Origin of the sequence: Streptomyces sp. NPDC000075, from assembly GCF_040301925.1 — a bacterium.
GTDB lineage: Bacteria > Actinomycetota > Actinomycetes > Streptomycetales > Streptomycetaceae > Streptomyces > Streptomyces polychromogenes.
Window position 1 is genome coordinate 43596 of record NZ_JBEPFL010000017.1, and the last position, 25703, is coordinate 69298.

Sequence of the window (25703 nt, forward strand, 5' to 3'; positions counted from 1 at the left end):
CCGGGCACAGGACGCATCTCTGGAGGCATTGTGAAATTCTCCGTGATCTTCGAGGCTCAACTGGCCGATCCCACCGTGGAGCGGGAGCACCAGGTCATCCGCGACTGCGTCGAGCAGGCGGTGTTCGCCGAACGCATGGGATTCGACCGGATCTGGGCCGTCGAGCACCACTCGCTGAAGTGGTATGCCCACATGAGCGCACCGGAGGTCTTCCTGAGCTACGTAGCGGCCAGGACGAACACCATACGCATCGGGCACGGCGTCGTGTGCATGCCCTTCGGCTTCAACCACCCGGTGCGGGTGGCCGAACGCGCCGCGATGCTCGACCTGCTGTCCGGCGGGCGCGTGGACCTGGGGGCGGGGCGCGGCGGCACCCTCCAGGAGACCTCCCTGTGCGGGGTCGACCGCGACCGCACCGAGGCGGAGGTGGAGGAGGCGCTGCGGATCATCGGCCGGGCCTGGCGGGGGGAGGAGCTGGAGTACCACGGTGAGCTGATCGACATCGACCCGCACCCGGTCCTGCCGCGCCCGGCCCAGACCCCGCACCCGCCGCTGTTCCTCGCGTGCAGCCGGGCCGAGACCCTGGTGAAGGCCGCCGAGCTGGGGATCGGGGCCCTGGTCATGGGCTTCGCCGGACCGGAGTCCATCGCGGGCATGCGGGCCGTCTACGACGCGGCGCGCGCGGAGCGCGACGGCAGCCGGTTCGTCTCCTCCGCCGTCAACGACCACTTCTCCGTGCTCTGCCCGACCATCGTCCTCGACGATCCCGAGGAGGCCCGCCGGATCGGCATCCGGGGGCAGCGCTTCTTCGCGCAGTCCATCGGGCACTGGTACGGCGGCGCGGGGGTCCCGGACGAGGCGGTCGTGGCGGGCGCCGACGAGGCGGCGGAGCTGCGCCGGGCCGCCGAGCAGGTCGTGGCCCGGCTGCACGAGCAGGACATCCCCGTCCGGCCGGCCTCCACGGCCACGTTCAACGCCGACCACGCCTACGGGAGCGCCGACGAGGCCATCGCGTACGTGGAGCGGCTGCGGGAGGCCGGCGCGGACGAGGTGATGTGCCTGGTCCAGATGGGCACCGTGCCGCAGGAGGCCTGCCTGGAGACCCTGCGCCAATGGGGCGAGAAGGTCATCCCGCACTTCCGGGCGGGGGTGAACCCCCGGTCCGCCGATTAGGCCGGACGCTACGCCGATCACTAGGCGGAGTGGTGGATTCCACCGTGAGTAACGGGAAGACTTCCGGTGGAGTGGGGGGTGTTACAGAAAAATTTCCCGAGTTTCCTCTTGAGCGGGAGAGCCTCGCATGCATACGCTGTCTTAACGCGAGGTTCTCCTGTGGAGGAAGTGACATGACGGAAACTCTTGTGCCGGGCATCGGCGGGGCCGTGATAACCGCCGGGGCGCGGGTGGTGGACCACCCGGCGTGGCCCGAGCTCAAGGCCGCCGTGGAGGAGATCCGCCCTTGGCAGGCCAAGGACGGCTCGATCGACTTCGACGCCGAGGGCGCGCCCGACCGGGTCGAGGTCGAGGCCGTCATCGAGCGCGTCATCGCGGGCGTGGAGACCCTGTCCCCGCTGCTGCCGCACGCCGCCGACTACCACCGTGCGCTCGTCGCCGACCTGCGCAAGTGGGCCGCGGACGGCTTCGCGGTGCCCGACTTCCTCGACTCCCTGCTGGCCTTCCACCCGGCCGCGCAGCGCGAGGACGGCCTCCAGCACCTCGTCGTCTTCCCGATGTACACCCAGAACGGCAACCTCGACCGCAACCTCGAGGCCGTCGTGCTGAAGATGGTGTGGCCGGACTGGCTCTCCGAGCTGGAGCGCACCCGGTACGACAACCCGCTGTTCCTCGGGATCACCTTCGAGGACTTCACCCCGGGCTACGACACCAACTCCGCCGTGCTCTTCCCGGAGACCATCGCCGTCCGCGAGGCCCCCGAGCGCTTCACCTGGGGCGGCATCTTCTGCGACCGCGAGGCCGCGCGCTACCGCAAGGTCACCGAGGCCGCCGTCGACATCCTGGGCATCGAGCTGCCCGAGGACATCGCCCGCATGGTCGAGGACCAGGAGCGCTGCGAGAAGGCCTTCGTCCTGTGGGACATGGTCCACGACCGCACCCACAGCCACGGTGACCTGCCGTTCGACCCCTTCATGATCAAGCAGCGCCAGCCGTTCTGGATGTACGGCCTGGAGGAGCTGCGCTGCGACCTCACCGCCTTCAAGGAGGCCGTGAAGCTGGAGTCCGAGGGCAACGAGCACGGCCGCGACGTCCAGTACGCCGTCCTCTTCGACCGGATGTTCCGCTTCCCGGTCTCCGGCGACCGCAACCGCAACTACGACGGTCTCGGCGGGCAGCTGCTCTTCGCCTACCTCCACAAGCACGACGTCGTGCGCTGGACGGACAACAAGCTGAAGATCGACTGGATGCGCGCCCCGCAGGTCACCAACCAGCTGTGCGCCGAGATCGAGGACCTGTACCGCGCGGGCATCGACCGCCCGAAGCTGGTGCACTGGTTCAAGGCCTACGAGCTCGTCTCCACCTACCTGGCCCCGCACCCGGGCTCCAAGTGGGCCAAGGGCCCCGACGCCCTCGACCTGACGCAGCCGCCGCGCAAGCTCGTGGACGACGTGCTTCCGGACGAGTTTCCGCTCAGCATGTTCTACGAGGCCCTCGCCAAGAAGCTCAAGGGCGTGATCGCCTCGACCAAGGGCATCACCCCGCAGAACGCCGACGACGCCTCGCGGAACGCCGCGTGAGCACTCGCCCTCAGGAGGCTGCACCGATGAACGGCTCCGGGAACGGCCCGCTCCACGGAGCGGTGGTGGCGGTGGCCGGGGCCGGCGGCCCCGCCGGACGCGCCGCGCTGATGCGCCTCGCGGAGGCGGGCGCCACCGTGGTGGCGTCCGACGCCGACGCGGCGCGCCTCGCGGAGTCCGTCGACGCCGCCCGCTACGCCCACGGGGGTGCCACCGTCACCGGTGACACCGTCGACCTGCTCGACCTGGAGGCCGCCAAGGCCTGGGCCGAGCGCACCGAGAAGGAGTTCGGCCGCGTCGACGGCCTGGTCCACCTCGTCGGCGGCTGGCGCGGCAGCAAGACCTTCACGGACGTGGACCTCGCGGACTGGGAGCTCCTGGAGAAGCTCCTGATCCGGACGGTCCAGCACACTTCGCTCGCCTTCCACGACGCGCTGCTGCGCAGCGACCGCGGACGCTACGTCCTGATCAGCCAGTCCGGCGCGCACAAGCCGGTCGCCAACAACGCCGCGTACAACGCGGGCAAGGCGGCCGCCGAGGCGTGGACCCTGGCCATGGCGGACTCGTTCCGCAAGGCCGGCGGCGAGGACGGGCCGACCGCCGCGGCTACGATCCTGGTGATCAAGGCACTGGTGCACGACGCGATGCGCGCCGAGCGCCCGAATGCGAAGTTCGCGGGCTTCACCGACGTCAAGGAGCTGGCCGAGGCCATCGCCGGCGTGTGGGAGCGGCCCGCCCCCGATGTGAACGGACAGCGTCTGTGGCTCACTCCGCAACCGTGAGAACCGAAAACGGCAAGACCGACGCCCGCCGCCACCACGACCCGGCCGTGCGCGGTTTCGCCAGCGACAACTACGCGGGGGTCCACCCGGAGGTGCTCGCGGCCGTCGCCCTCGCCAACGAAGGCCACCAGGTCTCCTACGGCGAGGACGACTACACCGAGCACCTCCAGAAGGTGTTCCGCAGCCACTTCGGTCCGTACGCCGAAGCCTTCCCGGTCTTCAACGGCACGGGCGCCAACGTCGTCGCCCTCCAGGCCATGACCGACCGGTGGGGCGCGGTGATCTGCGCCAAGACCGCCCACATCAACGTGGACGAGGGCGGCGCGCCCGAGCGGATGGCCGGCATCAAGCTGCTGGCCGTGCCCACCCCGGACGGGAAGCTCACCCCCGAGCTGATCGACCAGGAGGCCTGGGGCTTCGAGGACGAGCACCGGGCGATGCCCCAGGTCGTCTCGATCACCCAGAACACCGAGCTCGGTACGGTCTACACCCCGGACGAGATCAGGGCGATCTGCGAGCACGCCCACTCGCTGGGCATGAAGGTGCACCTCGACGGTGCCCGGATAGCCAACGCCGCGGCCTCGCTCGACGTGCCGATGCGGACCTTCACCAACACGGTGGGGGTGGACGTGCTGTCGTACGGCGGCACCAAGAACGGCATGATGTTCGGCGAGGCCGTGGTGGTGATCAACCCGGACGCGGTCCGGCAGATGAAGCACATCCGCAAGATGTCGATGCAGCTCGCGTCGAAGATGCGCTTCGTCTCGGTGCAGCTCGAAGCGCTGCTCGCCAAGGACCTGTGGCTGCGCAACGCCCGCCACGGCAACGCGATGGCCCAGCGGCTCGCCGCGGGCGTGCGCGGGATCGACGGGGTGGAGATCCTCTACCCGGTGCAGGCCAATGCGGTGTTCGCACGGCTGCCGCACGAGGTGACGCGCAGGCTCCAGGAGCGGTACCGCTTCTACTTCTGGGACGAGGCCGCCGGCGACGTCCGCTGGATGTGCAGCTTCGACACGCAGGAGGAAGACGTCGACGGCTTCCTCCAGGCGCTCAAGGAGGAGCTGGCCCGCTAGGAGCGGCCTGCCCCCGAAGAGCTGAATAGTTATGCCTCCGATGGCAAATCTATTGATCTGCGGTCGGAGGCATGCCTATGCTGCCGATCATGCAGCTCATCCAGCAGAACCCAGATATTCACGCATATCTGGCCTCAAGTGAGGCCATCGATCACTGGCATCCCCTGGTCCAGGAGACCGCCGACGTCCTCTGGGCGGCCACAGGTGATGCATATTCATACGCCCAGGCGGCCTTTGAGTTCGTCCGGGACACCATCGCGCACTCCGCCGACTCGGGCGACATGCGGGTCTCCTGGCGCGCCTCCGACGTCCTGAGCACCCGCAACGGCATCTGCTACGCCAAGTCCCACGCGCTCGTCGCGCTGCTGCGCGCCCAGGGCATCCCCGCCGGGCTGTGCTACCAACTCCTCGGGGAGGACGACGGCTCGGGCCTGGTCGTCCACGGCCTCGTCGCCCTGCGGCTGCCCGGCCGGGAGGACTGGTCCCGGGTCGACCCGCGGGGCAACAAGCCCGGAGTTGACGCCCGGTTCAGCCTCGACGTGGAGCGGCTCGCCTTCCCCGTACGGCCGGAGCTCGGCGAGGTCGACCACCCCGGGCTGTACGCCGCCCCGCACCCCGCCACGCTCAAGGCCCTCCAGGAGTCCGCCGACCGGCCGGAGCTGTGGCGGAACCTGCCGGCCTCCCTGTAACCGGGAGCCGCGCCACCCGCCCGCGCGCCGCCACCAGCAGGTGCAGCGCGGCGGCCGCGAGCTGCAGCACGGCGATCCCGAGCAGCAGCGTCCACGGCGGCGCGGCGGCCGCCAGCCCCACCAGAGCGGCCCCCGTGGAAGCCGCCGTCACCTTCAGCCCGGCCCCGAGGGTGAACACCTGGGTCCGTACCGCGGCCGGGGCGTGCTCCGAGCGGATCCGCAGCGTGGCCGTCAGCAGCGGCCCGTCGGCCACCCCCGCCGCCGCGAACGCGGCCGCCGTCAGCGCGACCGACGGGGCGAACGCGGCCGCCACGAGCGCGACGCCCGTCCCCGCCATGCCCCAGCGGGCCAGCCGGCCCGGCGCCACCGACGTCATCCGGCCCAGGGTCAGGGAACCCGCCAGCGCGCCGAGCGCGAAGGCCGTCATCAGCACCCCGCCCGCGCCGGGACTGCCGAGCCCCCGGGCCAGCAGCACCGAGGTGGTGGTCAGGGCCCCGACGCCGACGAAGGCCAGGGTGGTCGCCGAGGTGATCGCCCGCAGTTCCCGGACCCGCCACAGCGCCGCCAGCCCCGCGCCCAGACCGGGCCGGGAGGCCGCGCCACGGTCCCCGTACGCGTCCTCGCGCGGGCTGTGGCTCCCGTACGGCAGGGACGCCGCCAGGGCCGCGGCCAGCGCGGCGGACAGGGCCAGCACCCCCATCGCCGGCCCCGCCGAGAGCGCCGCCCCGGCCAGGCTGACCACCGCGGGGGCCGTGACGGCGGCCGCGTTGTACGTCGAGGCGTCCCAGCCGTACGCCCGGTCCCGCCGGGGCCCCTCCGCCACCAGCCCCGCGACCAGGCTCGACAGCCCGCCCGTCACCACCGGCCCGCAGGACCCGCCCAGCACCGCCACCGCCAGCACCACCGGCACCGGGGCCCGGCCCAGCAGCGCCGCCAGTCCCGCCACGGCCGCCGTGAAACCGGCCAGCGCCCCCGCGTAGAACAGCCGGGGCCGGCGCGCCCGCCCCGCGACGGCGCCCGCCACGGGGGCGGCCAGCACGTGCGGGGCCATCCAGGCCGTCAGCACGAACGCCCCGTGCGCGGCGGAACCGGTCCGCTCCAGGGCCAGCAGGACCACCGCCATGCCCATGCCCTCGGATGCGAAGCGTGCGGCCAGAGCCGCCGCCAGATACCGCCCGAACCCGCCCATCGGCGAACCCCCTCCGCGTTCGGCAACGTGATGCGCGACGAAGACGTTACGCGGGACGGGGGCCCGCCGGAGAAGTGCGGCGGATCAGCCCGCTTCCTTGACCTGCGCCGCCGTCGGCGCGGTCCCCCCGAGGTGGGCCGGCAGCCACCACGAGTCCTCGGTGCCCTGCGGCTTGGCCGGGTAGGCGGCCTGCGCCGCCTCCAGCAGCTCCTGCACGCGCTCGCGCAGCCGGCGGGTGATGGCCCCCGCGTACTGGTCCTTCGGTGCCTCGATCGGCTCGCCGACCCGCATGGTCACGGGGATGTGGCTGCGCTTGAGGTTCTTGGGCCGGCCCTTGGTCCACAGCCGCTGGGTGCCCCACAGCGCCACCGGGATCAGCGGGACCCCGGCCTCCTGCGCCATGCGCGCGGCACCCGACTTGAAGCTCTTGAGGGTGAACGACTGGGAGATCGTCGCCTCCGGGAACACCCCGATGATCTCGCCCGACCGCAGCGACTCCAGGGCGTGCTGGTAGGCGGACTCGCCCTGCTGCCGGTCGACCGGGATGTGCTTCATCGCGCGCATCAGCGGACCGGAGACCTTGTGCCGGAACACCGACTCCTTGGCCATGAAGCGCACCAGCCGCTTCTGCGGCCGCGCCGTCAGGCCGGCGAAGATGAAGTCGAGGTAGCCGATGTGGTTCGACACCAGGACCGCCCCGCCCTTGCGCGGGATGTTCTCGGTGCCCTTCATGTCGATGCGGATGTCCAGCGCGCGGAACAGCGTGTGCGCGGCGCCGATCACCGGGGGGTAGACGAGCTCAGCCATGGGGAGACCCCGCTTTCTGCCTGGGGAGGTGCTCCCGGCCGGAAGTTACGGAAGCGTAGGTACGCGACCATGGGGATGGTGCCCGAAAACGCGGCCCGCTGGCCAGCCCGGACGCCCGCGGGCGAGGAGATCCTCGTCACGCGGGGAATGCGCGGCGTGACGGGGACGCTCGGACGGGGAGAGCCTCCCGGCCGCGGCCGGGGTGGTGCGTACATGGGGACAGGGTAGACAGGAGCGGGTGTGCCCGGACACGAGGAGGCCGCCGGGAAGGCGGCCGCGCAGGGGCGCCTGGGCGCCGCCGAACTGGGGCGGGAGCCCGGGGAGCGGGCCAGCCTGGTGCAGTTCTCCAGCGCCTTCTGCCAGCCCTGCCGGGCCACCCGGCGGATCCTCGCCGAGGTCGCCGAAATGGTGGACGGGGTCGCGCACATCGAGATCGACGCCGAGCGCGAGCTCGGGCTCGTGCGCGCCCTGGGCGTGGAGAAGACCCCGACCGTGTTCGTCCTGGACGGCGCGGGCCGGATCGTCCGGCGGGCCGCCGGGATGCCGAGGAAGGCCGACGTGATCGCGGCGCTCGGGGCGGCGATGTGACGGTCGCGCCGGTGCGCGCCCCCGCACGCAGCGTGACGCACCTGACATCTGGCCGCTGCGGCTTGACTGTGTACACGGGAGATCGCCAGGCTGGCGGCATGCGGTATGAACTCCTGCTTCACCGGCGGGTCCATGTGGACCTCGTCCGGTGTGCGAGTGCGCGCTGTTGGGATCGCTGAACGCCCCCGACCCCCGATCCCCGCCCGCCCAGCCCGCGATCCCCGCGGCAGAAGGAAGGCCCCTCATGACGGCCCCCACGGCCCCGCCCGCCTCCCTCGTCCCCGCCCCCCTCGACGACACCGGCCGCGCCCCGCTGCCCGGCTCGCCCGAGCTGCTCCGCTCCGTCTTCCGCCGGCACGCCGCCGGCGTGGCGGTGATCACGGCGCAGGCCGGCGGCAGCCCGGCGGGCTTCACCGCGACCTCGCTCAACTCGGTCTCCGCCGAACCGCCGATGCTCTCGTTCACCATCGGCACCGGCTCCTCCAGCTGGCCCGCCGTACGGGACGGGGAGTACCTCGGCGTCCACATACTCGGGGAGCACCAGCGGGAGCTGGCCGGGCTCTTCGCGCGCAGCGGGGCCGACCGTTTCGGGCCGGAGACCGACTGGGCGCCGGGACCGCACGGGGTGCCGCTGCTGGGCGGGGTGCCGGCGTGGCTGGTGTGCCGGGTCGTGGCGAGGGTGCCCGCCGGGGCGCACCGTGTGATCATCGCGGAGGCCGTGGTGGGGGACTCCGCCGGGGAGGGCCGGCCCCTGCTGTACCACCAGGGTCGCTTCAACGCGTTGCGCGACTGAATCGTCCCTGCTGGGGCGGGTTCGGGCGGCGTTGGCCAGATCACAGTTCAGTGGCCTTGCAACCGGGGAAGACCCACTGTGTACTGACGAGTAACATTCCCTTCGGAACGGGCGCCGCCCCGACCGGGATCCGCGCCGGAAGGCGCCTATGCTGCCTGCACAAGGCGGTATCAGTAGCGGTATCAGTAAAAGACGATGCGGTAGGAGAGCCGGCGTGAGCCTGAGGATCGTTGTCTGTGTGAAGTACGTGCCCGACGCCACCGGCGACCGGCACTTCGCCGATGACCTGACGGTCGACCGCGACGACGTCGACGGTCTGCTGTCGGAGCTCGACGAGTACGCCGTCGAGCAGGCGCTCCAGATCGCCGACGAGGCCGACGACGCCGAGGTCACCGTCCTGACGGTGGGTCCCGAGGACGCCAAGGACGCGCTGCGCAAGGCGCTGTCGATGGGCGCCGACAAGGCCATCCACGTCGAGGACGACGACCTGCACGGCACCGACGTCATCGGCACCTCGCTGGTGCTGGCGAAGGCCGTCGAGAAGGCCGGCTACGACCTGGTCATCACGGGTATGGCCTCGACCGACGGCACCATGGGCGTCCTGCCGGCGATCCTGGCCGAGCGCCTGGGCGTCCCGCAGGTCACCCTGCTCTCCGAGGTCAAGGTCGAGGACGGCACCGTCACGGGCCGCCGCGACGGCGACTCCGCGAGCGAGCAGCTGGAGGCCTCCCTCCCGGCGCTCGTCTCGGTGACGGACCAGTCGGGCGAGGCCCGCTACCCGTCCTTCAAGGGCATCATGGCGGCCAAGAAGAAGCCGGTGGAGTCCTGGGACCTGTCCGACCTGGACCTGGACGCCGAAGAGGTGGGCCTCGAGGGTGCCTACACCGTGGTCGAGTCCGCGGCGCAGCGCCCGGCCCGTACCGCCGGCACCGTCGTCAAGGACGAGGGCGAGGGCGGCAAGCAGCTGGCCGAGTTCCTGGCCGGCCAGAAGTTCATCTAGGGGCTCCGGCCTCCCCAGTAGCCCCCAGACACCTCGTAAAGCAGGAGAGCAGTCCCATGGCTGAAGTTCTCGTCTACGTCGACCACGTGGACGGTGCCGTCCGCAAGCCCACCCTTGAGCTGCTGACGCTGGCCCGCCGCGTCGGCGAGCCCGTCGCCGTCGCCCTGGGCGCCGGTGCCGAGGCCACCGCCGCCGTCCTCGCCGAGCACGGTGCCGTCAAGGTCCTCACCGCCGACGCCCCCGAGTTCACCGACTACCTCGTCGTCCCGAAGGTCGACGCCCTCCAGGCCGCGTACGACGCCGTCTCCCCGGCCGCCGTGCTCGTCCCGTCCTCCGCCGAGGGCAAGGAGATCGCCGCGCGCCTCGCCGTGCGCATCGGCTCCGGCATCATCACCGACGCCATCGACCTGGAGGCCGGTGACGAGGGTCCGGTCGCGACCCAGGCCGCCTTCGCCGCGTCGTTCACCACCAAGTCCCGTGTCTCCAAGGGCACCCCGGTCATCACCGTGAAGCCGAACTCGGCCCCGGTCGAGGCCGCCCCGGCCGCCGGCGCCGTCGAGGCGCTCGCCGTCACCTTCGGCGCCCTGGCCACCGGCACCAAGGTCGTCTCCCGCACCCCGCGCGAGTCGACGGGCCGCCCGGAGCTGACCGAGGCCGCGATCGTCGTCTCCGGCGGCCGCGGCGTCAACGGCGCGGAGAACTTCCACCTCATCGAGGACCTCGCGGACTCCCTCGGTGCGGCGGTCGGCGCCTCCCGCGCCGCGGTCGACGCCGGCTGGTACCCGCACACCAACCAGGTCGGCCAGACCGGCAAGTCGGTCTCCCCGCAGCTCTACATCGCCACCGGCATCTCCGGCGCGATCCAGCACCGGGCCGGCATGCAGACGTCGAAGACCATCGTCGCCATCAACAAGGACGCCGAGGCCCCGATCTTCGACCTCGTCGACTACGGCGTGGTCGGCGACCTCTTCGAGGTCGTCCCGCAGCTGACGGGCGAGATCAAGGCGCGCAAGGGCTGAAACCCGCCACCCGGTCTCTGACCTGGGCATCTCTTGGCCTCCGGGGCCGTGTGGTGATTCTCACCGCACGGCCCCGAGTCGTTTGTCCCACCCGGTGGAGGGACCATTGACGGGGCGGAAGGCCCATGACTAAATTCTGCTATGCGGATCTAGGCTTCCGTGAAGTGGAAAAGAGGAGAGTGCACGATGGGTCAGCAGGAGAAGGTGGCGACGAGCCTCGCAGGCGCGGTCAGCGAAGGCATCAGCGCCTCCCTGGCGCCGGTGGACGCGGAACTCGCGCGCCACTACCCGGGCGACCCCGGCACCCGCCAGCCCATCCACACCGTCTACGTCCCCGGTGACGTCTTCGACGCCGGCACCATCCGCTCCTGGGGCGACCAGGCCCTCGCGGCCATGGACGAGCACGCCCCCGACGCCGCCACCTTCGCCAAGGTGCTCGGCATCCCCGACGAACTGGCCGTCCCGGTCTACGACCGCGTCCGCGCCAAGCTCGCCTCCGAGCCCGTCGAGGACCTCCGCGTGGACTTCGAGGACGGCTTCGGCGTCCGCTCCGACGAGGAGGAGGACCAGGCCGCGGCCCGCGCCGCCCGCCTCGTCTCGGAGGCCTTCTCCAACGGCACCAACGCCCCGTACATGGGCATCCGCATGAAGTGCATGGAGTCCAACGTCCGCGACCGCGGCATCCGCACCACGGACATCTTCCTCTCCGGCCTCCTCGAGCACGGCGGCCTGCCCGAGGGCCTCGTCCTGACCCTCCCCAAGGTCACCTACGCCGAGCAGGTCAGCGCCTTCGTCAAGCTGCTGGAGGCCTTCGAGACCACCCGCGGCCTGCGCCCGGGCCGGATCGGCTTCGAGATCCAGATCGAGACCAGCCAGTCCATCCTGGCCTCCGACGGCACCGCCACCGTGGCCCGGATGATCGAGGCCTCCAAGGGCCGCGCCACCGGCCTGCACTACGGCACCTTCGACTACAGCGCCTGCGTCGGCGTCTCCGCCGCCTACCAGGCCAGCGACCACCCCGCCGCCGACCACGCGAAGGCGATCATGCAGGTGGCGGCCGCCGGCACCGGCGTACGCGTCTCCGACGGCTCGACGAACGTCAAGCCCGTCGGCACCACCGAGCAGGTCCACGAGGCCTGGCGGCTGCACTACGGCCTGACCCGCCGCGCCCTGGCCCGCGCGTACTACCAGGGCTGGGACATGCACCCGGCGCACCTGCCGACCCGCTACGCGGCCGTCTTCACCTTCTACCGCGAGGGCCTGGAGGCCGCCGCCGCGCGCCTGAAGGCGTACGTGGCGAAGATCGAGGGCGACGTGATGGACGAGCCCGCCACCGCCAAGGCCCTGGCCGGCTACCTGGTCCGCGGCCTCGACTGCGGCGCCGTCGGCACCGAGGAGGTCACCGCCCTGACCGGCCTGACCCGCGCCGAACTGGACGCCTTCGCCATCCCGCGCCGCTCGGCCACCCTGACGGCCACCTCCTGACCCGGACCGCGCCGCCCGCGCGGCGAGTTCGCGGGGGCTCAGCCGGTGAACGGCGGGAGTTCGCCCGAGCCGCGCGGGATCAGGCGGGTCGGCAGGACGGTGCGGGACGGGAGGAGGCCGGTGCCCGCGAGGCGCTGGAAGAGGCGGTCCGTGGCCACGCGGCCCAGGGCCGCCGGGTCCTGGGCCACCACCGTGACGCCGGGGCGCAGCAGGTCGGCCAGTTCGAAGTCGTCGAAGCCGACCAGGGCCACGGGCCGGGGCTGCGCCGCGAGGACCCGTACCGCGGTCACGGTGACCCGGTTGTTGCCGGCGAAGAGGGCCGTGACCGGCTCCGGACCCGCCAGCATCGCCCCGGCCGCCGCCGCCACCCGTTCCGGGGCCGTCGAGCCGAGGGAGACCCAGGACTCGGACACCGGCAGGCCCGCCCGGCCCATCGCCTCGCGGTAGCCGCGCAGGCGCTCCACGGCGGTGTGGATGCGGGGGTGGTCGCCGATGAAGCCGATCCGCCGGTGGCCGGCCGCGATCAGGTGCGCCACCCCGTCGCGGGCGCCGCCGAAGCTGTCCGACAGCACCACGTCCGCCTCGATGCCGCCCGCCGGGCGGTCCACGAACACCGTGGCCACCCCGGCCCGGATCTCCGGTTCCAGGTAGCGGTGGTCGTCCCCGGCCGGGATCACGATCAGGCCGTCCACCCGGCGGGCGCACAGCGCGAGCGCCAACTCCCGCTCCCGGTCCGGGTCCTCGGCGCTGGAGCCGTTGATCAGCAGGGCGCCGTGGGCGCGCGCCACCTCCTCGACGGCCCGGTTCAGCGGTCCGTAGAAGGGGTCGGCGAGGTCCTCCAGGACCAGGCCGACGGTGGCGGTGCGGCCCTTGCGCAGGACGCGGGCGCTGTCGTTGCGCCGGAAACCCAGGGCCTCGATGGCGTCCTGGACCCGCCGCTCGGTGTCCGGGGTCACCCCCGGCTCGCCGTTGACGACCCGGGAGACCGTCTTCAGGCCGACACCCGCCCGGGCCGCCACGTCCTTCATGGTCGGCCGGTTTCCGTAACGGGGCTCGGACGGGCGGCGGTTCTCGGGCACGGCGGGGAAACCTCCTGGGGCGGGACGGCGGTGGGCTCTGGCTCGAGGATATGCACTCGGCCGGAGAGCGGGTTTCCGTGGCAGGGTGGGGCGGGCAAGCCACTGGGGGCTTCGGAGGCGAGCCAATGGGAGAGGGGTAGACGTGATCGTCTGGATCAACGGCGCTTTCGGTGCCGGGAAGACCGGTACGGCCCGCGAACTGGTCGCACTGCTGCCGGACAGCACCCTGTACGACCCGGAGCTCATCGGGGACGCGCTGCGCCGCCTCCTGCCGGGCAAACGCCTCGCGGAGGTCGACGACTACCAGGACCTGCCGAGCTGGCGCAGGCTCGTCGTCGACGCGGCGGCCGCGGTACTGGCCGAGGTGGGCGGGGTGCTGGTCGTCCCGATGACGCTGCTGCGGCAGGAGTACCGGGACGAGGTCTTCGGGGCGCTCGCGGCCCGGCGGATCCCCGTCCGGCACGTGCTGCTCGCCCCGGCGGAAACGATCCTGCGCGAGCGCATAGCCGCCCGCCGTGAACCGGGCGCACCGCAGGAGGTGGACGAACGGGTCCGGCAGTGGTCCTACGGCCACATCCCCGCCTACCGGCAGGCGCTGGGGTGGCTGACCGCCGACGCGCACGTCATCGACAACGGCCGGCTGACGGCGCGGGAGACGGCGCAGCGGATCGCCGAGGCCGTGCGGACGGACACGGCGGCGGTCTGCGACATCGTGCAGACGCCGGAGCCGACGCGGGAGACGGTGGCGGCGGGGGTGCTGCTCTTCGACGACCGGGACCGGGTGCTCCTGGTGGATCCGACGTACAAGCCGGGCTGGGAGTTCCCGGGCGGTGTCGTCGAGGCGGGCGAGGCGCCGGCGCGGGCGGGCGTACGGGAGGTCGCGGAGGAACTCGGCCTGACCCTGGACCGGGTGCCCGGACTGCTGGTGGTCGACTGGGAGCCGCCACGGTCCCCGGCCTACGGGGGGCTGCGGCTGCTGTTCGACGGCGGCCGGCTCTCGGAGCCGGAGGCCGCGCGGCTGCGGCTGCCGGGGCCGGAGCTGCGGGCCTGGCGGTTCGTCACGGAGGAGGAGGCCGCCGGGATGCTGCCGCCGCAACGGTACGAGCGGCTGCGGTGGGCGCTGCGGGCGCGGGAGCGGGGCCGCCCCCTGTACCTGGAGGCGGGGTGCCCGACGCCGTAACCCCGCCGGGCAAGGTCCCCCCTCCCCTGACCCCCCCCGGACGGAGTCCGGGGGGGGCAGGGGACTGCGCCGCAGGCGGTCAGGACGTGGCGGCCGCCGCTTCCCGGAGGGACTTCGCGGTGTCACGCGTCACCGGGTCGCCGTGCCCGAAGCAGGCCACCGAGGGGGCCAGCGCGGCCAGGCGGTGGAAGGAGGCGAGGGCCTGGGCGCGGTCGGTGTTGAACACCCCCAGCATCACCTCGCCCACCCCCGCCACGCAGTCCCCGGTGAACAGCACGCCGTGCTCCGGCAGATGGACGCCGATGCTGCCCGGGGTGTGCCCGGGGGAGTGGACCACCACCGCGCCGCCGCCGAAGGGCAGCACCTCGCCGTCCTCCAGCTCCCGGTCGACCGGCACCGGCGGAGCCTCGGGCACCGTCAGACCGTGCTCGTACAGCGGTACCTCCCAGTCCAGCAGCACCGGCTCGGGCACCGGCGCCTCGCCCCGCACCACCGGGGCGTCCAGCCGGTGGGCCAGCACCTCCGAGCCCAGGCGGGCGGCCAGTTCACCGGCCGATCCGACGTGGTCGCGGTGGCAGTGCGTCAGGACGATCCGCTCCAGCCGCTCGGGCGCGAGCCCGAGGGAACGTATCGCCCCCTCGATCGCGTCGGCGGCGCCGGCCGGTCCGGAGTCGATCAGGGTCAGGGACTCCCCGTCCCGGTCCTGCCAGAGATAGGCCTGACCGATGGGGAAGCGCAGCATGTGCAGCCGGTTCGGGAGTACTTCGACAAGATCCATAAGGCGACCGTAGGCGGCCCGGTCCGCCCCGCGCACCGGAGTTCACCGGGAGCGGAGTACGCCCAGGGCGCACTGCGCCCTGGGCGTACTCCGCTCCGGTCCGCAGGGCGTCAGCCGCGCTTGGACTCCGCGTAGTTCACCAGGAAGAGGGCCTCGGCCACCGAGAGCCGCTCCAGCTCCTGCGGGGACACGCTCTCGTTCACCGCGTGGATCTGCGCCTCCGGCTCGCTCAGGCCGATCAGCAGCATCTCCGCCCGCGGGTACAGCGAGGTCAGCGTGTTGCACAGCGGGATCGAGCCGCCCATGCCGCTGATCTGCATCTCCTGGCCGTCGTACGCCTCACGCAGGGCGGCGGCCATCGACGCGTACGCCGGGCTGGTCGTGTCGGCCTGGAAGGGCTGCCCCTGACCCACGACCTCCAGCTCCAGCTTCGCCTTCCACGGGGTGTGCGCGACCAGGTGCGCCTCCAGCAGCTTGATGGCCTCGGCGGTGTCCACGCCCGGCGGCACGCGCAGGCTGATCAGCGCCCCGGCGCTCGCGTGGACCGAGGGGGTCGCGCCGATCACGGGCGGGCAGTCGATACCGAGCACGGTGACGGCCGGACGGGCCCACAGCCGGTCCGCGATGGTCCCCTCACCGATCAGCTCGACCCCGTCCAGCACCTTCGCGTCGGCGCGGAAGTCCGCCTCGGGGTACTGGAGGCCCTCCCACACCGCGTCGGAGGCCAGGCCGTCCACCGTCGTCGAGCCGTCGGCGGAACGCAGCGAGTCCAGCAGGCGGATCAGCGCGGCCAGGGCGTCGGGGGCGACTCCGCCGAACATGCCGGAGTGCAGGTTGCCGCCCAGCGTGTCGAGCTTGACCTTGATCAGGGTCATGCCGCGCAGGGTCGCCGTCACCGTCGGCAGGCCCAGGCGGAAGTTGCCCGCGTCGCCGATCACGATGGTGTCGGCGGCCAGCAGCTCGGGGTGCGCCTCGGCGTACTGCTGGAGGCCGCCGGTGCCCTGCTCCTCCGAGCCCTCCACGATCACCTTCACGGACACCGGCACGCCGCCGTTGGCCTTCAGCGCCCGCAGCGCCAGCAGGTGCATGATGAACCCGCCCTTGCAGTCCGCCGCGCCGCGCCCGTACCAGCGGCCGTCGCGCTCGGTCAGCTCGAAGGCCGGGGAGATCCAGGCGGCGTCGTCCAGCGGCGGCTGCACGTCGTAGTGCGCGTACAGCAGGACGGTCGGGGCGCCCTCGGGGCCGGGCAGGAACCCGTACACCGACTGGGTGCCGTCGGGGGTGTCGAGCAGGGCCACGTCCTGGAAGCCCTCGGCGCGCAGGGCGTCGGCCACCCAGTTCGCGGCGCCCTCGCTCTCGCTCTTGGGGAACTGCGCCCAGTCCGCGACCGACTGGAACGCCACCAGCTCCGTCAGCTCCGCCTTCGCGCGGGGCATCAGTGAGGCGACGGTCTCGGCGATCGGATTCTGCGACATGGGCACGCTCCTCGTGGGTGCGACGTTGTGAGGTGTGTACGCCGGGGTACGGCGAGGTCCGCTCGATCCTCGCACAGAGGGGCGGGCGGGACGCGCGCCGTAGGATCTTCACGGCATCGGAGCAACGTGTGATCAGGAGCAGCAGCACATCGTGACCAGCGACGACAGCATTGACGGCGGATCCGGCGCGGCGGCGGAGCGGGCGGCCGGGGACGGGGCGGAGGCCCTGGACCGGGCCGGCGAGCGGGCGGGGGAGCAGGCCGCCGAGCAGGCCGGGGAGCAGGGCCGGGACGAGGTTCGGGAGGCGGCGGACGCGGCGGACGGCGGCGCCGGTGAGGTGTGGGACGTCGTCGTGGTCGGTGCCGGGCCGGCCGGGGCGATGGCCGCGTACGCGGCGGCGACCGCGGGGCGGCGCGTCCTGCTGCTGGAGAAGGCCGAACTGCCCCGGTACAAGACCTGCGGCGGCGGCATCATCGGCCCCTCGCGCGACGCCCTCCCGCCGGGCTTCGTGCTGCCGTTCAAGGACCGGATCCACGCGGTGACCTTCTCCCTGGACGGGAAGCTGACCCGCACCCGGCGCTCGAAGCGCATGCTGTTCGGCCTCATCAACCGCCCCGAGTTCGACGCGGCCCTGGTCGCGGAGGCCGAGAAGGCCGGTGCGACCCTGCGTACGGGGACGGCCGTGAACCGGGTCGAGCAGCACGGCGCGTCCGTGCCCGACCGGCGCACGGTGGCCGTGGTGCTCGCGGACGGGGAGACCGTCCTGGCGCGCGCCGTGGTCGGCGCGGACGGCAGCGCGAGCCGGATCGGCGCCCACGTCGGGGTGGAGATGGACCAGGTCGACCTCGGTCTGGAGGCGGAGATCCCGGTTCCCGCGACGGTCGCCGAGGACTGGAAGGGCCGGGTCCTCATCGACTGGGGCCCGCTGCCGGGCAGTTACGGATGGGTCTTCCCCAAGGGTGACACGCTCACCGTCGGGGTCATCTCGGCGAAGGGCGAGGGCGCCGCGACCAAGCGCTACCTGGACGACTTCATCGCCCGGCTGGGGCTGTCCGGCTTCGAGCCGGCCGTCTCCTCCGGGCACCTGACCCGCTGCCGCACGCCCGGGTCGCCGCTGTCGCGCGGACGGGTGCTGGTGGCGGGTGACGCGGCCGGGCTGCTGGAGCCGTGGACCCGGGAGGGGATCTCCTTCGCGCTGCGTTCGGGACGGCTCGCGGGGGAGTGGGCGGCGAAGATCGCCGAGGCGCAGGACGCGGTGGACGCGCGGCGCCAGGCACTGAACTACGCCTTCGCGGTCAAGGCCGGGCTGGGCGTGGAGATGAGCGTCGGCAAGCGGATGCTGACCGTCTTCGAGTCCCGTCCGGGGCTGATGCACGTCGCGCTGACGGGGCTGCGGCCCGCCTGGCAGGCCTTCGCGGGGATCACGCGCGGGTCGACGACGCTGGCCGACATGGTCCGTACGCACCCCCTGGCGCGCAAGGCGCTGCACCTGGTGGACGCCCGTCTGGCGCGGAGCGGCCGGAGCTGAGGCCCGGCGGGGCGGGCGGCCGGGCGGCACGGTTCCCGGGCGGTGGGGCGGCACTGCTCCCGGGCGGCGGGGCCGTCCGGGGTGGTGCCGTCCGGTGGCCGTGTGGTGGCGCCGCGTGTGGGAGCCGCCTGGTGGGGCCGGGGGGGGGAGCCGGGTGGAGCCGCCTGGTGGGGGTCAGCCGGTCACCGCGATGCGGAAGACCGGGTGGTCCCCGGCGGCGGCCTGGAGCTCGGCGTCCGTGGACTTCGCCGTGACGCCGTTGAAGAACCGGTTGACCTCCCAGCCCCACTTCTCCAGGTAGGCGCGCAGCACGGCCGCCTTCTCCGCCGGGTCGGTGAGCTCGGTCACCGTGAAGGCGCGGACCTTGCGGCCCACCCGGAGCTCGCCCCCGCCCGCCGCGCGCATGTTGCGGACCCACTGGGAGTGGCCGCGGGCCGACACCAGGTACTGGGCGCCCTCGTAGGTGTGCGGATTGACCGGGATGCGCTGCATCTTGCCGGAGGTCCGGCCACGCACCGACAGCTCCGCGGTGCCGGCGAGGCTGACGCCGAGGCGGGCGAGCTTTCCGAAGAGGGAGTTGAACCGGGTTTCGAGCGGACCGGCCTTGATGTAGTGCGGGGTGGACGCGTTCACGGTGGCCTCCGGGGCGGTGTCGGGCGGTCGGATCGGCTTCCGAGAGCACTGCTCTCGCTTGAGAACAGTGTGCACGGATCGCCGCGCCAAAACAAGAGCGGTGCTCTCTGAAATGTGCGGCGCTCCGTTTCTTGGGCAGTGCTCCGCTTGTATGCCACACTGATCCGCATGAGCACCGTGCGAGGGGCCAGGGAACGGGCCCGTATCGAGGTCACCGCCGCCATCAAGGACGAGGCGCGCCGCAGGCTCGCGGAAGAGGGGGCCGCGAAACTCTCGCTGCGCGCCGTCGCCCGCGAGCTCGGCATGGTCTCCTCGGCCCTCTACCGCTACTTCCCGAGCCGCGACGACCTGCTCACCGCGCTGATCATCGACGCGTACGACAGCGTGGGCGCCGCCACCGAAGCCGCCGGCGCGGCGGCCCTCGCCGCCGGGGCCCCGCCCCGCGCCCGCTGGGCCGCCGTCTGCGGGGCGTTCCGCTCCTGGGCGCTCGCCCACCCGCACGAGTACGCCCTCATCTACGGCTCCCCCGTCCCCGGCTACAGCGCGCCCCAGGACACCGTCGGCCCCGCCTCCCGCGTGGCCAACGTCCTGATCGGCGTCGTCCGCTCCGCCCACGAAGGCCGCGGGCTCGCCCTGCCGCCCCTGCCCGCCGAACTGCGCCCCGAGGCCGAGCGGATGACGTCCGATTTCGCCCTGGAGCTGCCTCCGGCGGTCACCGCCGCCCTCGTCGCCGCCTGGGCGCAGCTCGTCGGCCTCGTCTCCTTCGAGCTGTTCGGCCAGTTCAACCGGGTCGTCGAGGACCGTGACGCCTTCTTCGCGCACTCCGCCGACCAACTGGCGCACGCGGTGGGCCTGCCGGCGCTCTGACGGCGGCGTCCGCGAGCGGTGGCGCGGGGACGCGTGGAGTTCACGGGATGAGGTGACGAGTCGTTTGTCTGTTCCTCATACGGATGTCGGCGGTTCGGCCCTGCACGACGGAGGGCGCCCCTACTGTTCCTCGGGTCGTCGCCCGCCCCCGCCGCCGGAGGAACCGTCATGGCCCTGGCCCCCGCCCGTGCTCTGAGGGCCCTCTACGCCGTCCTGCTCACCGCGGTGCTCGCCGCGCCCGCGCCGGCCCTGACCGCGTCGGTGCGGCCCCCGCTCTCCATACCGCCCGCCGGGCCACCGGGAAGACCGTCCTCCGGGCCGCCGGCCGCCCCCGGCCCGGCCGCGCCCGCCCTGGCCCGCACCCCCCGCGCCCCCGGGGTGCGCGGCCTGGAGATCGCCGTCCCCGCCTACGTGTGGGCCGACGACCCCGTGCTGGCCGAGCTCACCGCCACCGGCCCCGCCGCCTCCGTCGTCGTCCTCAACCCCGGCAACGGCGACACCCCGTTCGACTCCTCCTGGCGGGCCCGCGCGGACGCCCTGCGCACCGGCGTCACCGCCACGGGCGAACGCGCCAAGGTCCTCGGCTACGTCCACACCGACCACGGCCGGCGCGACCCCGCCGCCGTCCGGGCCTCCGTGGACAACTACCTCAGGACCCCCGACGGCGCGCTCCACGTCGACGGCGTCTTCTTCGACGTCGTCAGCCGCGACTGCGGCCCCGGCAACGCCACCCGCGACCACTACGCCGCCCTGCGCCGCTACGTCCAGGACACCATGCACGCCGTCGACCCGGCCGTACCCGACCTCGTCGTCGACAACCCCGGCACCGCGACGGCCGACTGCTACCTCGAACCAGGGCACCGCACCGCCGACGTCTTCGTCACCTACGAGGGCGGCTACGCGGCGTACACCTCCGGCGGCCGGCCCGGCGGGAACGTCTTCGACGCCTCCGGCGGCTACCGCCCGGGCACCGAACTCGACCCGAGCGGAACGGCCTTCTGGCACCTCGTCCACGACGTCCCGGACGCCGCCGCCATGCGCACCACGCTCGCCACCGCCTTCGCGCGAGGCGCCGGTTACGCCTACGCCACGAGCGCGGCCATGCCCAACCCCTGGGACACGGCCCCCGCGTGGGGCTTCGCGCCCGAGACCGACTACGCGGCCGGCCTCGGCTAGCCGGCCCGGCACCCGCCGACTCCCCGGTGGCCCCGCGTCATATGCGGGCCGTCTCCCGCCACAGCCGGGCCAGCTCCGCGTCGCCGGTCACCCCCGGCCCCGTCAGCGGGACCCGGTTCCACAGGGCCGCGTACAGCCAGGACGCCTCGCCGGTCAGCTCGCAGTCCGCCGGGTCACCCGTGTCCCCGCGCACCGTCCGCGCCGGCTCCTTCGACAGGTGCACCGTCCACACCGCCCCGGTGTCCGCCGCCCGCACCCGGACCAGCTTCGGCTCCTGCGTCCGCACCCGGCTGCGCGGACGGGCGTGGAAGCCGGTCAGCAGCTCGTCCACCCCGTCCTCGGCGAACTCCGGGCTCACCCCGGAGAAGGCGACGCCCCGCGCCGCCTCGGCGTCGAACCGGTGCACGGTCGTCTCGTGCGCCTGGCGCCGGGCCCAGAACGCCAGCGGCGACGGCGCCGCAGTCGGCAGGAACGTCCAGCAGACCAGGTCCTGCGGAGCCTCCGCCAGGGCCCGCACCAGCTCCGTGTGCCCCTCCCGGAACCAGGCCAGGAGCTCGGCCCCCGCCGGCTCGGGCGGCTCGGGGAACGGCACCGGATCCACCAGGCCCTCCCGCACGAACCCCGTCGCCCAGCGGTGCACGGCCCCCGTGTGCCGCAGCAGATCGGTCACCCGCCACTCGGGACAGGTGGGCACCAGGACGTCGGTGCCGGCCCGTTCGGCCTCGTCGGCCAGCAGCTCGCCTTCCCGCGCGAGCGTCTCCACGTACTCGGTGATCTTCATGCCCCCGAGTGTGCCAGCAGCCCCTGACAATGGAGGGGTGGACGGTGAACTCTTCCCGCGCGAGCGGACCGAGGTCGCACCCGGCGCCGTGCACCTGCCCGACTGGCTGGGGCCGCGCCGCCAGCGCGAGCTGCTCGACGCCTGCCGTGCCTGGGCGAGGCCGCCCGCCGGACTGCGCACCGTACGCACCCCCGGCGGCGGGACGATGACCGCCCGGCAGGTGTGCCTCGGGCTGCACTGGTACCCGTACGGATACGCGTCCACCGCCGTCGACGGGGACGGCGCACCGGTCAAACCGATGCCCGCGTGGCTCGCCGAGCTGGGGCGGCGGGCCGTCACCGACGCCTACGGGACGCCGCCGCCTGCCGTCGATGCCTACGACATCGCCCTGGTCAACTTCTACGCCGGCGACTCCCGCATGGGCATGCACCGCGATGCCGAGAAGCGTTCGCCGGCCCCCGTCGTCTCGCTCAGCCTCGGGGACTCCTGCCTCTTCCGCTTCGGCAACACCGCCTCGCGCGGCCGCCCGTACCGGGACGTGGAACTGCGCAGCGGGGACCTGTTCGTCTTCGGCGGCGCGAGCCGGCTCGCCTACCACGGCGTGCCCCGGGTCCTGCCCGGCACCGCCCCGCCCGGACTGGGGCTGACCGGGCGGCTCAACGTCACCCTGCGGGTCGGCGGCCTCGGTCGTCCGTAGCCGCTGCGCCCCGCACCTCCCGATCATGCGAGGATCGCTCCATGAACGGCAACGGCGCCCCGCCGGGGGTGGGGGACGAGACCACGGCCTCCCCGGCTTCGACGGCTTCCGCAGCTCCCACGAAGGGCAAGCTGGAGCGGGGCCGCAGCGCCCTGGGCCCCGCGCTGGAGCTCGTCCACACCGGACGGGCCCCCACGCGCGCGGTCCTGACGGCCGAGCTGGGCGTCACCCGGGCCACCGCCGGGGCCGTGGCCGCCGAGCTCGAGGCCCTGGGCCTGATCCGCGTCGACTCCCGCCCGGGAGGCGCCGGCGGCACCCAGGGCCGTCCCTCGCACCGGCTCGCCGTCGAGGAGAACGGCCCCGTCGCGCTCGCCGCGCAGGTGCACTCGGACGGGTTCCGGGCCGCGCTGGTCGGTCTCGGCGGGCGGATCGTGGCCACCGCGCCCGGCAAGGTCACCGTCTCCGCCGACCCGGCCCAGGTGCTCGGCGCGGTCGTGGGGGCCGGAGCGCGGCTGCTCGCCGAGACGGGGCGGCGCTGCATCGGCGCGGGCCTCGCGGTGCCCTCGGCGGTCGCCGAGCCTGACGGCACGGCCCTCAACCCGCTGCACCTGGCCTGGCCCGCCGGCGCTCCCGTACGGGCCATCTTCGCGGAGTGCGTGAAGGCCGCCGGGATCGACGGACCGGCCCTGACCGGCAACGACGTCAACCTCGCCGCGCTCGCCGAGCACCGCCACGGCGCGGGCCGCAGCGCCCAGCACCTGCTGTGCGTGGCCACCGGCCACCGCGGCGTCGGCGGTGCGCTCGTGCTGGACGGGCGGCTGCACAGCGGCAGCTCCGGCCTGGCCCTGGAGGTCGGCCACCTCACCGTCAACCCCGAGGGGCGCCCCTGCCACTGCGGCAGCCGGGGCTGCCTGGACGTGGAGGCCGACCCGCTGGCCTTCCTCACGGCGGCGGGCCGTACGCCCGGCCCCGAGGTGTCCCTGCTCCAGCAGGCCCGCGACCTGCTGCGCGCGGAGTACGCGCAGCCTTCGGTACGGGCGGCGGCCGAGGAGCTCATCGACCGGCTCGGGCTGGGCCTGGCGGGCCTGGTCAACATCCTGAACCCGGACCGGATCATCCTCGGCGGGCTGCACCGCGAGCTGTTGTACGCGGACCCGGAGCGGCTGCGCGCGGTGGTCGCGGACCGCAGCCTGTGGGGGCGCAGCGGGGGTGTGCCGATCCTGCCGTGCACCCTGGACCACAACAGCCTCGTCGGGGCGGCCGAGCTGGCCTGGCAGCCGGTGCTGGACGACCCGCTGGGGACCTTGGGCGCGGCGGCCTGAACCGCCCGGGCCCGGCGCGGCGGCGGGGCCGGGGGTGCGTCACCCGGGCCCGGTACCGGCCGCGACCGGCGCCGGCACGCCGGTCGGGACGGCCCGCGCGTCCACGGCGGTGAGCACCGCCCGGGCGGGCTCCCGTACGGGCTTCTTCGCACCGATGCGGACCGTGTGCGGCGGCGCCGCCGGGGCGGGGGCGGCCCGCAGGGAGAACCAGACCACCTTGCCGGGTCCGTCCGGCAGGTGGCGGGCCCCCCACGCCTCGCTGACCGCCGCCACGAGCGCCAGCCCGCGACCGCACGTCTCCAGTCCGCCGGTCTCGCGCAGGACGGGCAGCCGCGGATCGCTGTCGTGGACGGAGACGGTGAGCCGCCCGAGGCGGAGTTCGATCTCGACGACGCAGACCTTGTCCGGCTGCGCGTGGCGGTGGACGTTGCTGAGCAGCTCCGTCACGCCGAGCGCAGCCCGGTCTATGAGCGGGTCGAGCTGCCAATGACGCAGTTGGGCGGAGACGATCCTGCGGACCTGGCCGATACGCGCGGGCAGGGCCTGCAGTTCCACGACGCAGTGCCTGCGGGAATGTGTGATCACGGCTGCGACTCCCCGACATGAGTGTTACGGGTGCTGCACCCTCGGTGACGCAATCTCAAGGGTCACCCACCGTCGCGCCGCGTGCAACCGAACGCGACCGAAAGCGATCCGCATAGATACCCAAAGTGACCGTTTGTGCAGGTGAGGGGGGTACATTTCGAAAGGAGGGGGCCCAGGAACCGACAAAGGAGCAAGGCGCATGAGCACCACCGGCACCACCGGTACGACGGCCTCGAACACGGCCGCGAGCCCGGCCGGACGCGTGGCCGCGAGCACGACGGTGAGGACCACCGTCGACGTCGACCGCAGCGACGCCGAATACCGCGCCTGGCTGAAAGAGGCCGTGCGCAAGGTCCAGGCGGACGCCAACCGCAGCGCCGACACCCACCTGCTGCGCTTCCCGCTGCCCGAGGCATGGGGCATCGACCTCTACCTCAAGGACGAGTCCACGCACCCGACGGGCTCGCTGAAGCACCGCCTCGCGCGCTCGCTGTTCCTGTACGCCCTGTGCAACGGCTGGATCCGCCCGGGCCGCCCGGTCATCGAGGCCTCCAGCGGCTCCACCGCCGTCTCCGAGGCCTACTTCGCCAAGCTGATCGGCGTCCCCTTCATCGCCGTCATGCCGCGCACCACCAGCCCGGAGAAGTGCCGGCTCATCGAATTCCACGGCGGCGAATGCCACTTCGTCGACGACTCCATGAAGATGTACGAGGAGTCCGCCGACCTCGCCGCCCGCACCGGCGGCCACTACATGGACCAGTTCACGTACGCGGAGCGGGCCACCGACTGGCGCGGCAACAACAACATCGCCGAGTCGATGTACCAGCAGCTGCGCCTGGAGCGCTACCCCGAGCCCGCGTGGATCGTGGCGACCGCGGGCACCGGCGGCACGTCCGCGACCATCGCCCGCTACGTCCACTACATGCAGCACGACACCCGTATCTGCGTCCCGGACCCGGAGAACTCCTGTTTCTTCGACGGCTGGACGCGCCACGACCCGCACGCGAGCAGCGACTGCGGCTCGCGCATCGAGGGCATCGGCCGGCCCCGCATGGAGCCGAGCTTCGTGCCCGGCGCCATCGACCGCATGATGAAGGTCCCGGACGCGGCGAGCGTCGCCGCCTGCCGCGCCCTCGAACAGGCCATAGGGCGCAAGGCCGGAGGCTCCACGGGCACGGGCCTGTGGAGCGCCCTGAAGATCGTCTCCGAGATGGTGGCCGAGGGCCGCACGGGCAGCGTCGTGACCCTGCTGTGCGACCCGGGCGACCGCTACCTCGACAAGTACTACTCGGACGAGTGGCTGGCGGCGCAGGGCCTCGACATCGCGCCGTACGCGAAGACGATCGAGACCCTCCTGGAGACCGGGGAGTGGCGCGAGCCGCAGGCCTGAGGGGGCGCGGTACGTTGCGGGGCCCCGGCCGCCG

General features: G+C 73.3%; 25 protein-coding genes. 17 read left to right on the forward strand and 8 right to left on the reverse strand.

The features are described 5' to 3' along the window. The first annotated feature begins 30 nt into the window (after positions 1-30). The 5 genes from ABT403_RS20630 to ABT403_RS20650 all read left to right on the forward strand — a co-directional run bounded on the left by ABT403_RS20630 (position 31) and on the right by ABT403_RS20650 (position 5297). Entirely contained in the window at positions 31-1173 is a 1143-nt protein-coding gene (locus ABT403_RS20630) for an LLM class flavin-dependent oxidoreductase (protein WP_344150595.1), read from the forward strand. Between the two features lie 173 nt (positions 1174-1346). Continuing rightward, complete coding sequence (locus ABT403_RS20635; protein ID WP_344150598.1) at positions 1347-2753, forward strand: DUF6421 family protein; 1407 nt, start codon at positions 1347-1349, stop codon at positions 2751-2753. Between the two features lie 26 nt (positions 2754-2779). Then, positions 2780-3535, forward strand: a complete 756-nt coding sequence (locus ABT403_RS20640; RefSeq protein ID WP_344150601.1) for an SDR family NAD(P)-dependent oxidoreductase — start codon at positions 2780-2782, stop codon at positions 3533-3535. Further along, positions 3514-4608, forward strand: coding sequence for a threonine aldolase family protein (locus ABT403_RS20645; RefSeq protein ID WP_425580092.1), 1095 nt, complete (start codon positions 3514-3516; stop codon positions 4606-4608). Before ABT403_RS20640 ends, ABT403_RS20645 begins: the two co-directional genes overlap by 22 nt. Before the next feature lie 89 nt (positions 4609-4697). Then, positions 4698-5297 (forward strand): transglutaminase-like domain-containing protein, encoded by a 600-nt coding sequence (locus ABT403_RS20650; RefSeq protein ID WP_344150607.1) that lies wholly within the window; start codon positions 4698-4700, stop codon positions 5295-5297. Here ABT403_RS20650 and ABT403_RS20655 read toward each other — a convergent pair. After that, positions 5233-6486 (reverse strand): MFS transporter, encoded by a 1254-nt coding sequence (locus ABT403_RS20655; protein WP_344150609.1) that lies wholly within the window; start codon positions 6484-6486, stop codon positions 5233-5235. The genes ABT403_RS20650 and ABT403_RS20655 overlap by 65 nt on opposite strands. 84 nt (positions 6487-6570) lie before the next feature. Beyond that, positions 6571-7293 carry a lysophospholipid acyltransferase family protein gene (locus tag ABT403_RS20660; protein WP_344150611.1) on the reverse strand — a complete coding sequence of 241 codons (723 nt, stop codon included), beginning with the start codon at positions 7291-7293 and terminating at the stop codon, positions 6571-6573. Positions 7294-7533: 240 nt separating this feature from the next. On the opposite strand from ABT403_RS20660, the gene ABT403_RS20665 reads away from it, so the two are divergent. The 5 genes from ABT403_RS20665 (at position 7534) to ABT403_RS20685 (ending at position 12178) form a co-directional block, all read left to right on the forward strand. Next, complete coding sequence (locus tag ABT403_RS20665; protein WP_344150613.1) at positions 7534-7881, forward strand: TlpA family protein disulfide reductase; 348 nt, start codon at positions 7534-7536, stop codon at positions 7879-7881. A 244-nt stretch (positions 7882-8125) separates the two neighbouring features. Next, positions 8126-8674 (forward strand): flavin reductase family protein, encoded by a 549-nt coding sequence (locus tag ABT403_RS20670; protein ID WP_425580093.1) that lies wholly within the window; start codon positions 8126-8128, stop codon positions 8672-8674. 214 nt (positions 8675-8888) lie between these two features. Beyond that, the gene (locus ABT403_RS20675; RefSeq protein WP_344150615.1) at positions 8889-9674 is read left to right on the forward strand and encodes an electron transfer flavoprotein subunit beta/FixA family protein; all 786 of its coding nucleotides are present in this window, start codon (positions 8889-8891) and stop codon (positions 9672-9674) included. Between the two features lie 56 nt (positions 9675-9730). Continuing rightward, positions 9731-10693, forward strand: coding sequence for an electron transfer flavoprotein subunit alpha/FixB family protein (locus ABT403_RS20680; RefSeq protein ID WP_344150618.1), 963 nt, complete (start codon positions 9731-9733; stop codon positions 10691-10693). A 186-nt stretch (positions 10694-10879) separates the two neighbouring features. Then, entirely contained in the window at positions 10880-12178 is a 1299-nt protein-coding gene (locus ABT403_RS20685; RefSeq protein ID WP_344150621.1) for a DUF6986 family protein, read from the forward strand. Between the two features lie 38 nt (positions 12179-12216). Here ABT403_RS20685 and ABT403_RS20690 read toward each other — a convergent pair whose 3' ends face one another. Continuing rightward, on the reverse strand, positions 12217-13206 hold the full coding sequence (locus ABT403_RS20690) for a LacI family DNA-binding transcriptional regulator (RefSeq protein ID WP_344150956.1): 990 nt from the start codon (positions 13204-13206) through the stop codon (positions 12217-12219). Between the two features lie 193 nt (positions 13207-13399). Here ABT403_RS20690 and ABT403_RS20695 point away from each other — a divergent pair, with 193 nt between their 5' ends. Continuing rightward, positions 13400-14437, forward strand: a complete 1038-nt coding sequence (locus ABT403_RS20695) for an NUDIX hydrolase (protein WP_344150624.1) — start codon at positions 13400-13402, stop codon at positions 14435-14437. Positions 14438-14516: 79 nt separating this feature from the next. Here ABT403_RS20695 and ABT403_RS20700 read toward each other — a convergent pair whose 3' ends face one another. Both ABT403_RS20700 and ABT403_RS20705 read right to left on the reverse strand, forming a co-directional pair. Next, the gene (locus ABT403_RS20700; protein ID WP_344150627.1) at positions 14517-15215 is read right to left on the reverse strand and encodes an MBL fold metallo-hydrolase; all 699 of its coding nucleotides are present in this window, start codon (positions 15213-15215) and stop codon (positions 14517-14519) included. A gap of 110 nt (positions 15216-15325) precedes the next feature. After that, a complete protein-coding gene (locus ABT403_RS20705) occupies positions 15326-16690 on the reverse strand; it encodes a dipeptidase (RefSeq protein ID WP_344150630.1) in 1365 nt (454 codons plus the stop codon). 337 nt (positions 16691-17027) lie between these two features. Between ABT403_RS20705 and ABT403_RS20710 the strand changes: the two genes are divergently transcribed. Further along, entirely contained in the window at positions 17028-18218 is a 1191-nt protein-coding gene (locus ABT403_RS20710) for a geranylgeranyl reductase family protein (RefSeq protein WP_344150959.1), read from the forward strand. A gap of 174 nt (positions 18219-18392) precedes the next feature. Here the strand turns inward: ABT403_RS20710 and ABT403_RS20715 are convergent, their stop codons facing one another. Further along, on the reverse strand, positions 18393-18851 hold the full coding sequence (locus ABT403_RS20715) for a nitroreductase/quinone reductase family protein (protein ID WP_344150633.1): 459 nt from the start codon (positions 18849-18851) through the stop codon (positions 18393-18395). Between the two features lie 168 nt (positions 18852-19019). On the opposite strand from ABT403_RS20715, the gene ABT403_RS20720 reads away from it, so the two are divergent. Both ABT403_RS20720 and ABT403_RS20725 read left to right on the forward strand, forming a co-directional pair. Continuing rightward, positions 19020-19718 (forward strand): TetR/AcrR family transcriptional regulator, encoded by a 699-nt coding sequence (locus ABT403_RS20720; protein WP_344150636.1) that lies wholly within the window; start codon positions 19020-19022, stop codon positions 19716-19718. Positions 19719-19886: 168 nt separating this feature from the next. After that, positions 19887-20894: a spherulation-specific family 4 protein gene (locus ABT403_RS20725; RefSeq protein ID WP_344150639.1), complete on the forward strand. Its 1008-nt coding sequence runs from the start codon at positions 19887-19889 to the stop codon at positions 20892-20894. Positions 20895-20931: 37 nt separating this feature from the next. Here ABT403_RS20725 and ABT403_RS20730 read toward each other — a convergent pair whose 3' ends face one another. Continuing rightward, positions 20932-21675, reverse strand: a complete 744-nt coding sequence (locus tag ABT403_RS20730) for a maleylpyruvate isomerase family mycothiol-dependent enzyme (RefSeq protein WP_344150642.1) — start codon at positions 21673-21675, stop codon at positions 20932-20934. A 37-nt stretch (positions 21676-21712) separates the two neighbouring features. On the opposite strand from ABT403_RS20730, the gene ABT403_RS20735 reads away from it, so the two are divergent. Together ABT403_RS20735 and ABT403_RS20740 are read left to right on the forward strand one after the other, a co-directional pair. Beyond that, positions 21713-22372 carry an alpha-ketoglutarate-dependent dioxygenase AlkB family protein gene (locus tag ABT403_RS20735; RefSeq protein WP_344150645.1) on the forward strand — a complete coding sequence of 220 codons (660 nt, stop codon included), beginning with the start codon at positions 21713-21715 and terminating at the stop codon, positions 22370-22372. Positions 22373-22413: 41 nt separating this feature from the next. Beyond that, complete coding sequence (locus ABT403_RS20740) at positions 22414-23694, forward strand: ROK family protein (protein WP_344150648.1); 1281 nt, start codon at positions 22414-22416, stop codon at positions 23692-23694. 39 nt (positions 23695-23733) lie between these two features. On the opposite strand, the gene ABT403_RS20745 is transcribed toward ABT403_RS20740, so the two are convergent. Then, positions 23734-24279: an ATP-binding protein gene (locus tag ABT403_RS20745; RefSeq protein WP_344150651.1), complete on the reverse strand. Its 546-nt coding sequence runs from the start codon at positions 24277-24279 to the stop codon at positions 23734-23736. 199 nt (positions 24280-24478) lie between these two features. On the opposite strand from ABT403_RS20745, the gene cds1 reads away from it, so the two are divergent. Next, on the forward strand, positions 24479-25669 hold the full coding sequence (cds1, locus tag ABT403_RS20750) for an L-cysteine desulfhydrase Cds1 (protein WP_344150654.1): 1191 nt from the start codon (positions 24479-24481) through the stop codon (positions 25667-25669). Positions 25670-25703 lie beyond the last annotated feature (34 nt).

Bases quoted from the DNA above. Each gene is read 5' to 3' on its own strand.
- ABT403_RS20690 (WP_344150956.1), bottom strand. From the start codon at position 13,206: ATGAAGGACGTGGCGGCCCGGGCGGGTGTCGGCCTGAAGACGGTCTCC.
- ABT403_RS20685 (WP_344150621.1), top strand. From the start codon at position 10,880: ATGGGTCAGCAGGAGAAGGTGGCGACGAGCCTCGCAGGCGCGGTCAGC.
- ABT403_RS20635 (WP_344150598.1), top strand. From the start codon at position 1,347: ATGACGGAAACTCTTGTGCCGGGCATCGGCGGGGCCGTGATAACCGCC.
- ABT403_RS20640 (WP_344150601.1), top strand. From the start codon at position 2,780: ATGAACGGCTCCGGGAACGGCCCGCTCCACGGAGCGGTGGTGGCGGTG.
- ABT403_RS20730 (WP_344150642.1), bottom strand. From the start codon at position 21,675: ATGAAGATCACCGAGTACGTGGAGACGCTCGCGCGGGAAGGCGAGCTG.
- ABT403_RS20655 (WP_344150609.1), bottom strand. From the start codon at position 6,486: ATGGGCGGGTTCGGGCGGTATCTGGCGGCGGCTCTGGCCGCACGCTTC.
- cds1 (WP_344150654.1), top strand. From the start codon at position 24,479: ATGAGCACCACCGGCACCACCGGTACGACGGCCTCGAACACGGCCGCG.
- ABT403_RS20700 (WP_344150627.1), bottom strand. From the start codon at position 15,215: ATGGATCTTGTCGAAGTACTCCCGAACCGGCTGCACATGCTGCGCTTC.
- ABT403_RS20650 (WP_344150607.1), top strand. From the start codon at position 4,698: ATGCAGCTCATCCAGCAGAACCCAGATATTCACGCATATCTGGCCTCA.
- ABT403_RS20725 (WP_344150639.1), top strand. From the start codon at position 19,887: ATGGCCCTGGCCCCCGCCCGTGCTCTGAGGGCCCTCTACGCCGTCCTG.
- ABT403_RS20680 (WP_344150618.1), top strand. From the start codon at position 9,731: ATGGCTGAAGTTCTCGTCTACGTCGACCACGTGGACGGTGCCGTCCGC.
- ABT403_RS20670 (WP_425580093.1), top strand. From the start codon at position 8,126: ATGACGGCCCCCACGGCCCCGCCCGCCTCCCTCGTCCCCGCCCCCCTC.
- ABT403_RS20705 (WP_344150630.1), bottom strand. From the start codon at position 16,690: ATGTCGCAGAATCCGATCGCCGAGACCGTCGCCTCACTGATGCCCCGC.
- ABT403_RS20740 (WP_344150648.1), top strand. From the start codon at position 22,414: ATGAACGGCAACGGCGCCCCGCCGGGGGTGGGGGACGAGACCACGGCC.
- ABT403_RS20660 (WP_344150611.1), bottom strand. From the start codon at position 7,293: ATGGCTGAGCTCGTCTACCCCCCGGTGATCGGCGCCGCGCACACGCTG.
- ABT403_RS20720 (WP_344150636.1), top strand. From the start codon at position 19,020: ATGAGCACCGTGCGAGGGGCCAGGGAACGGGCCCGTATCGAGGTCACC.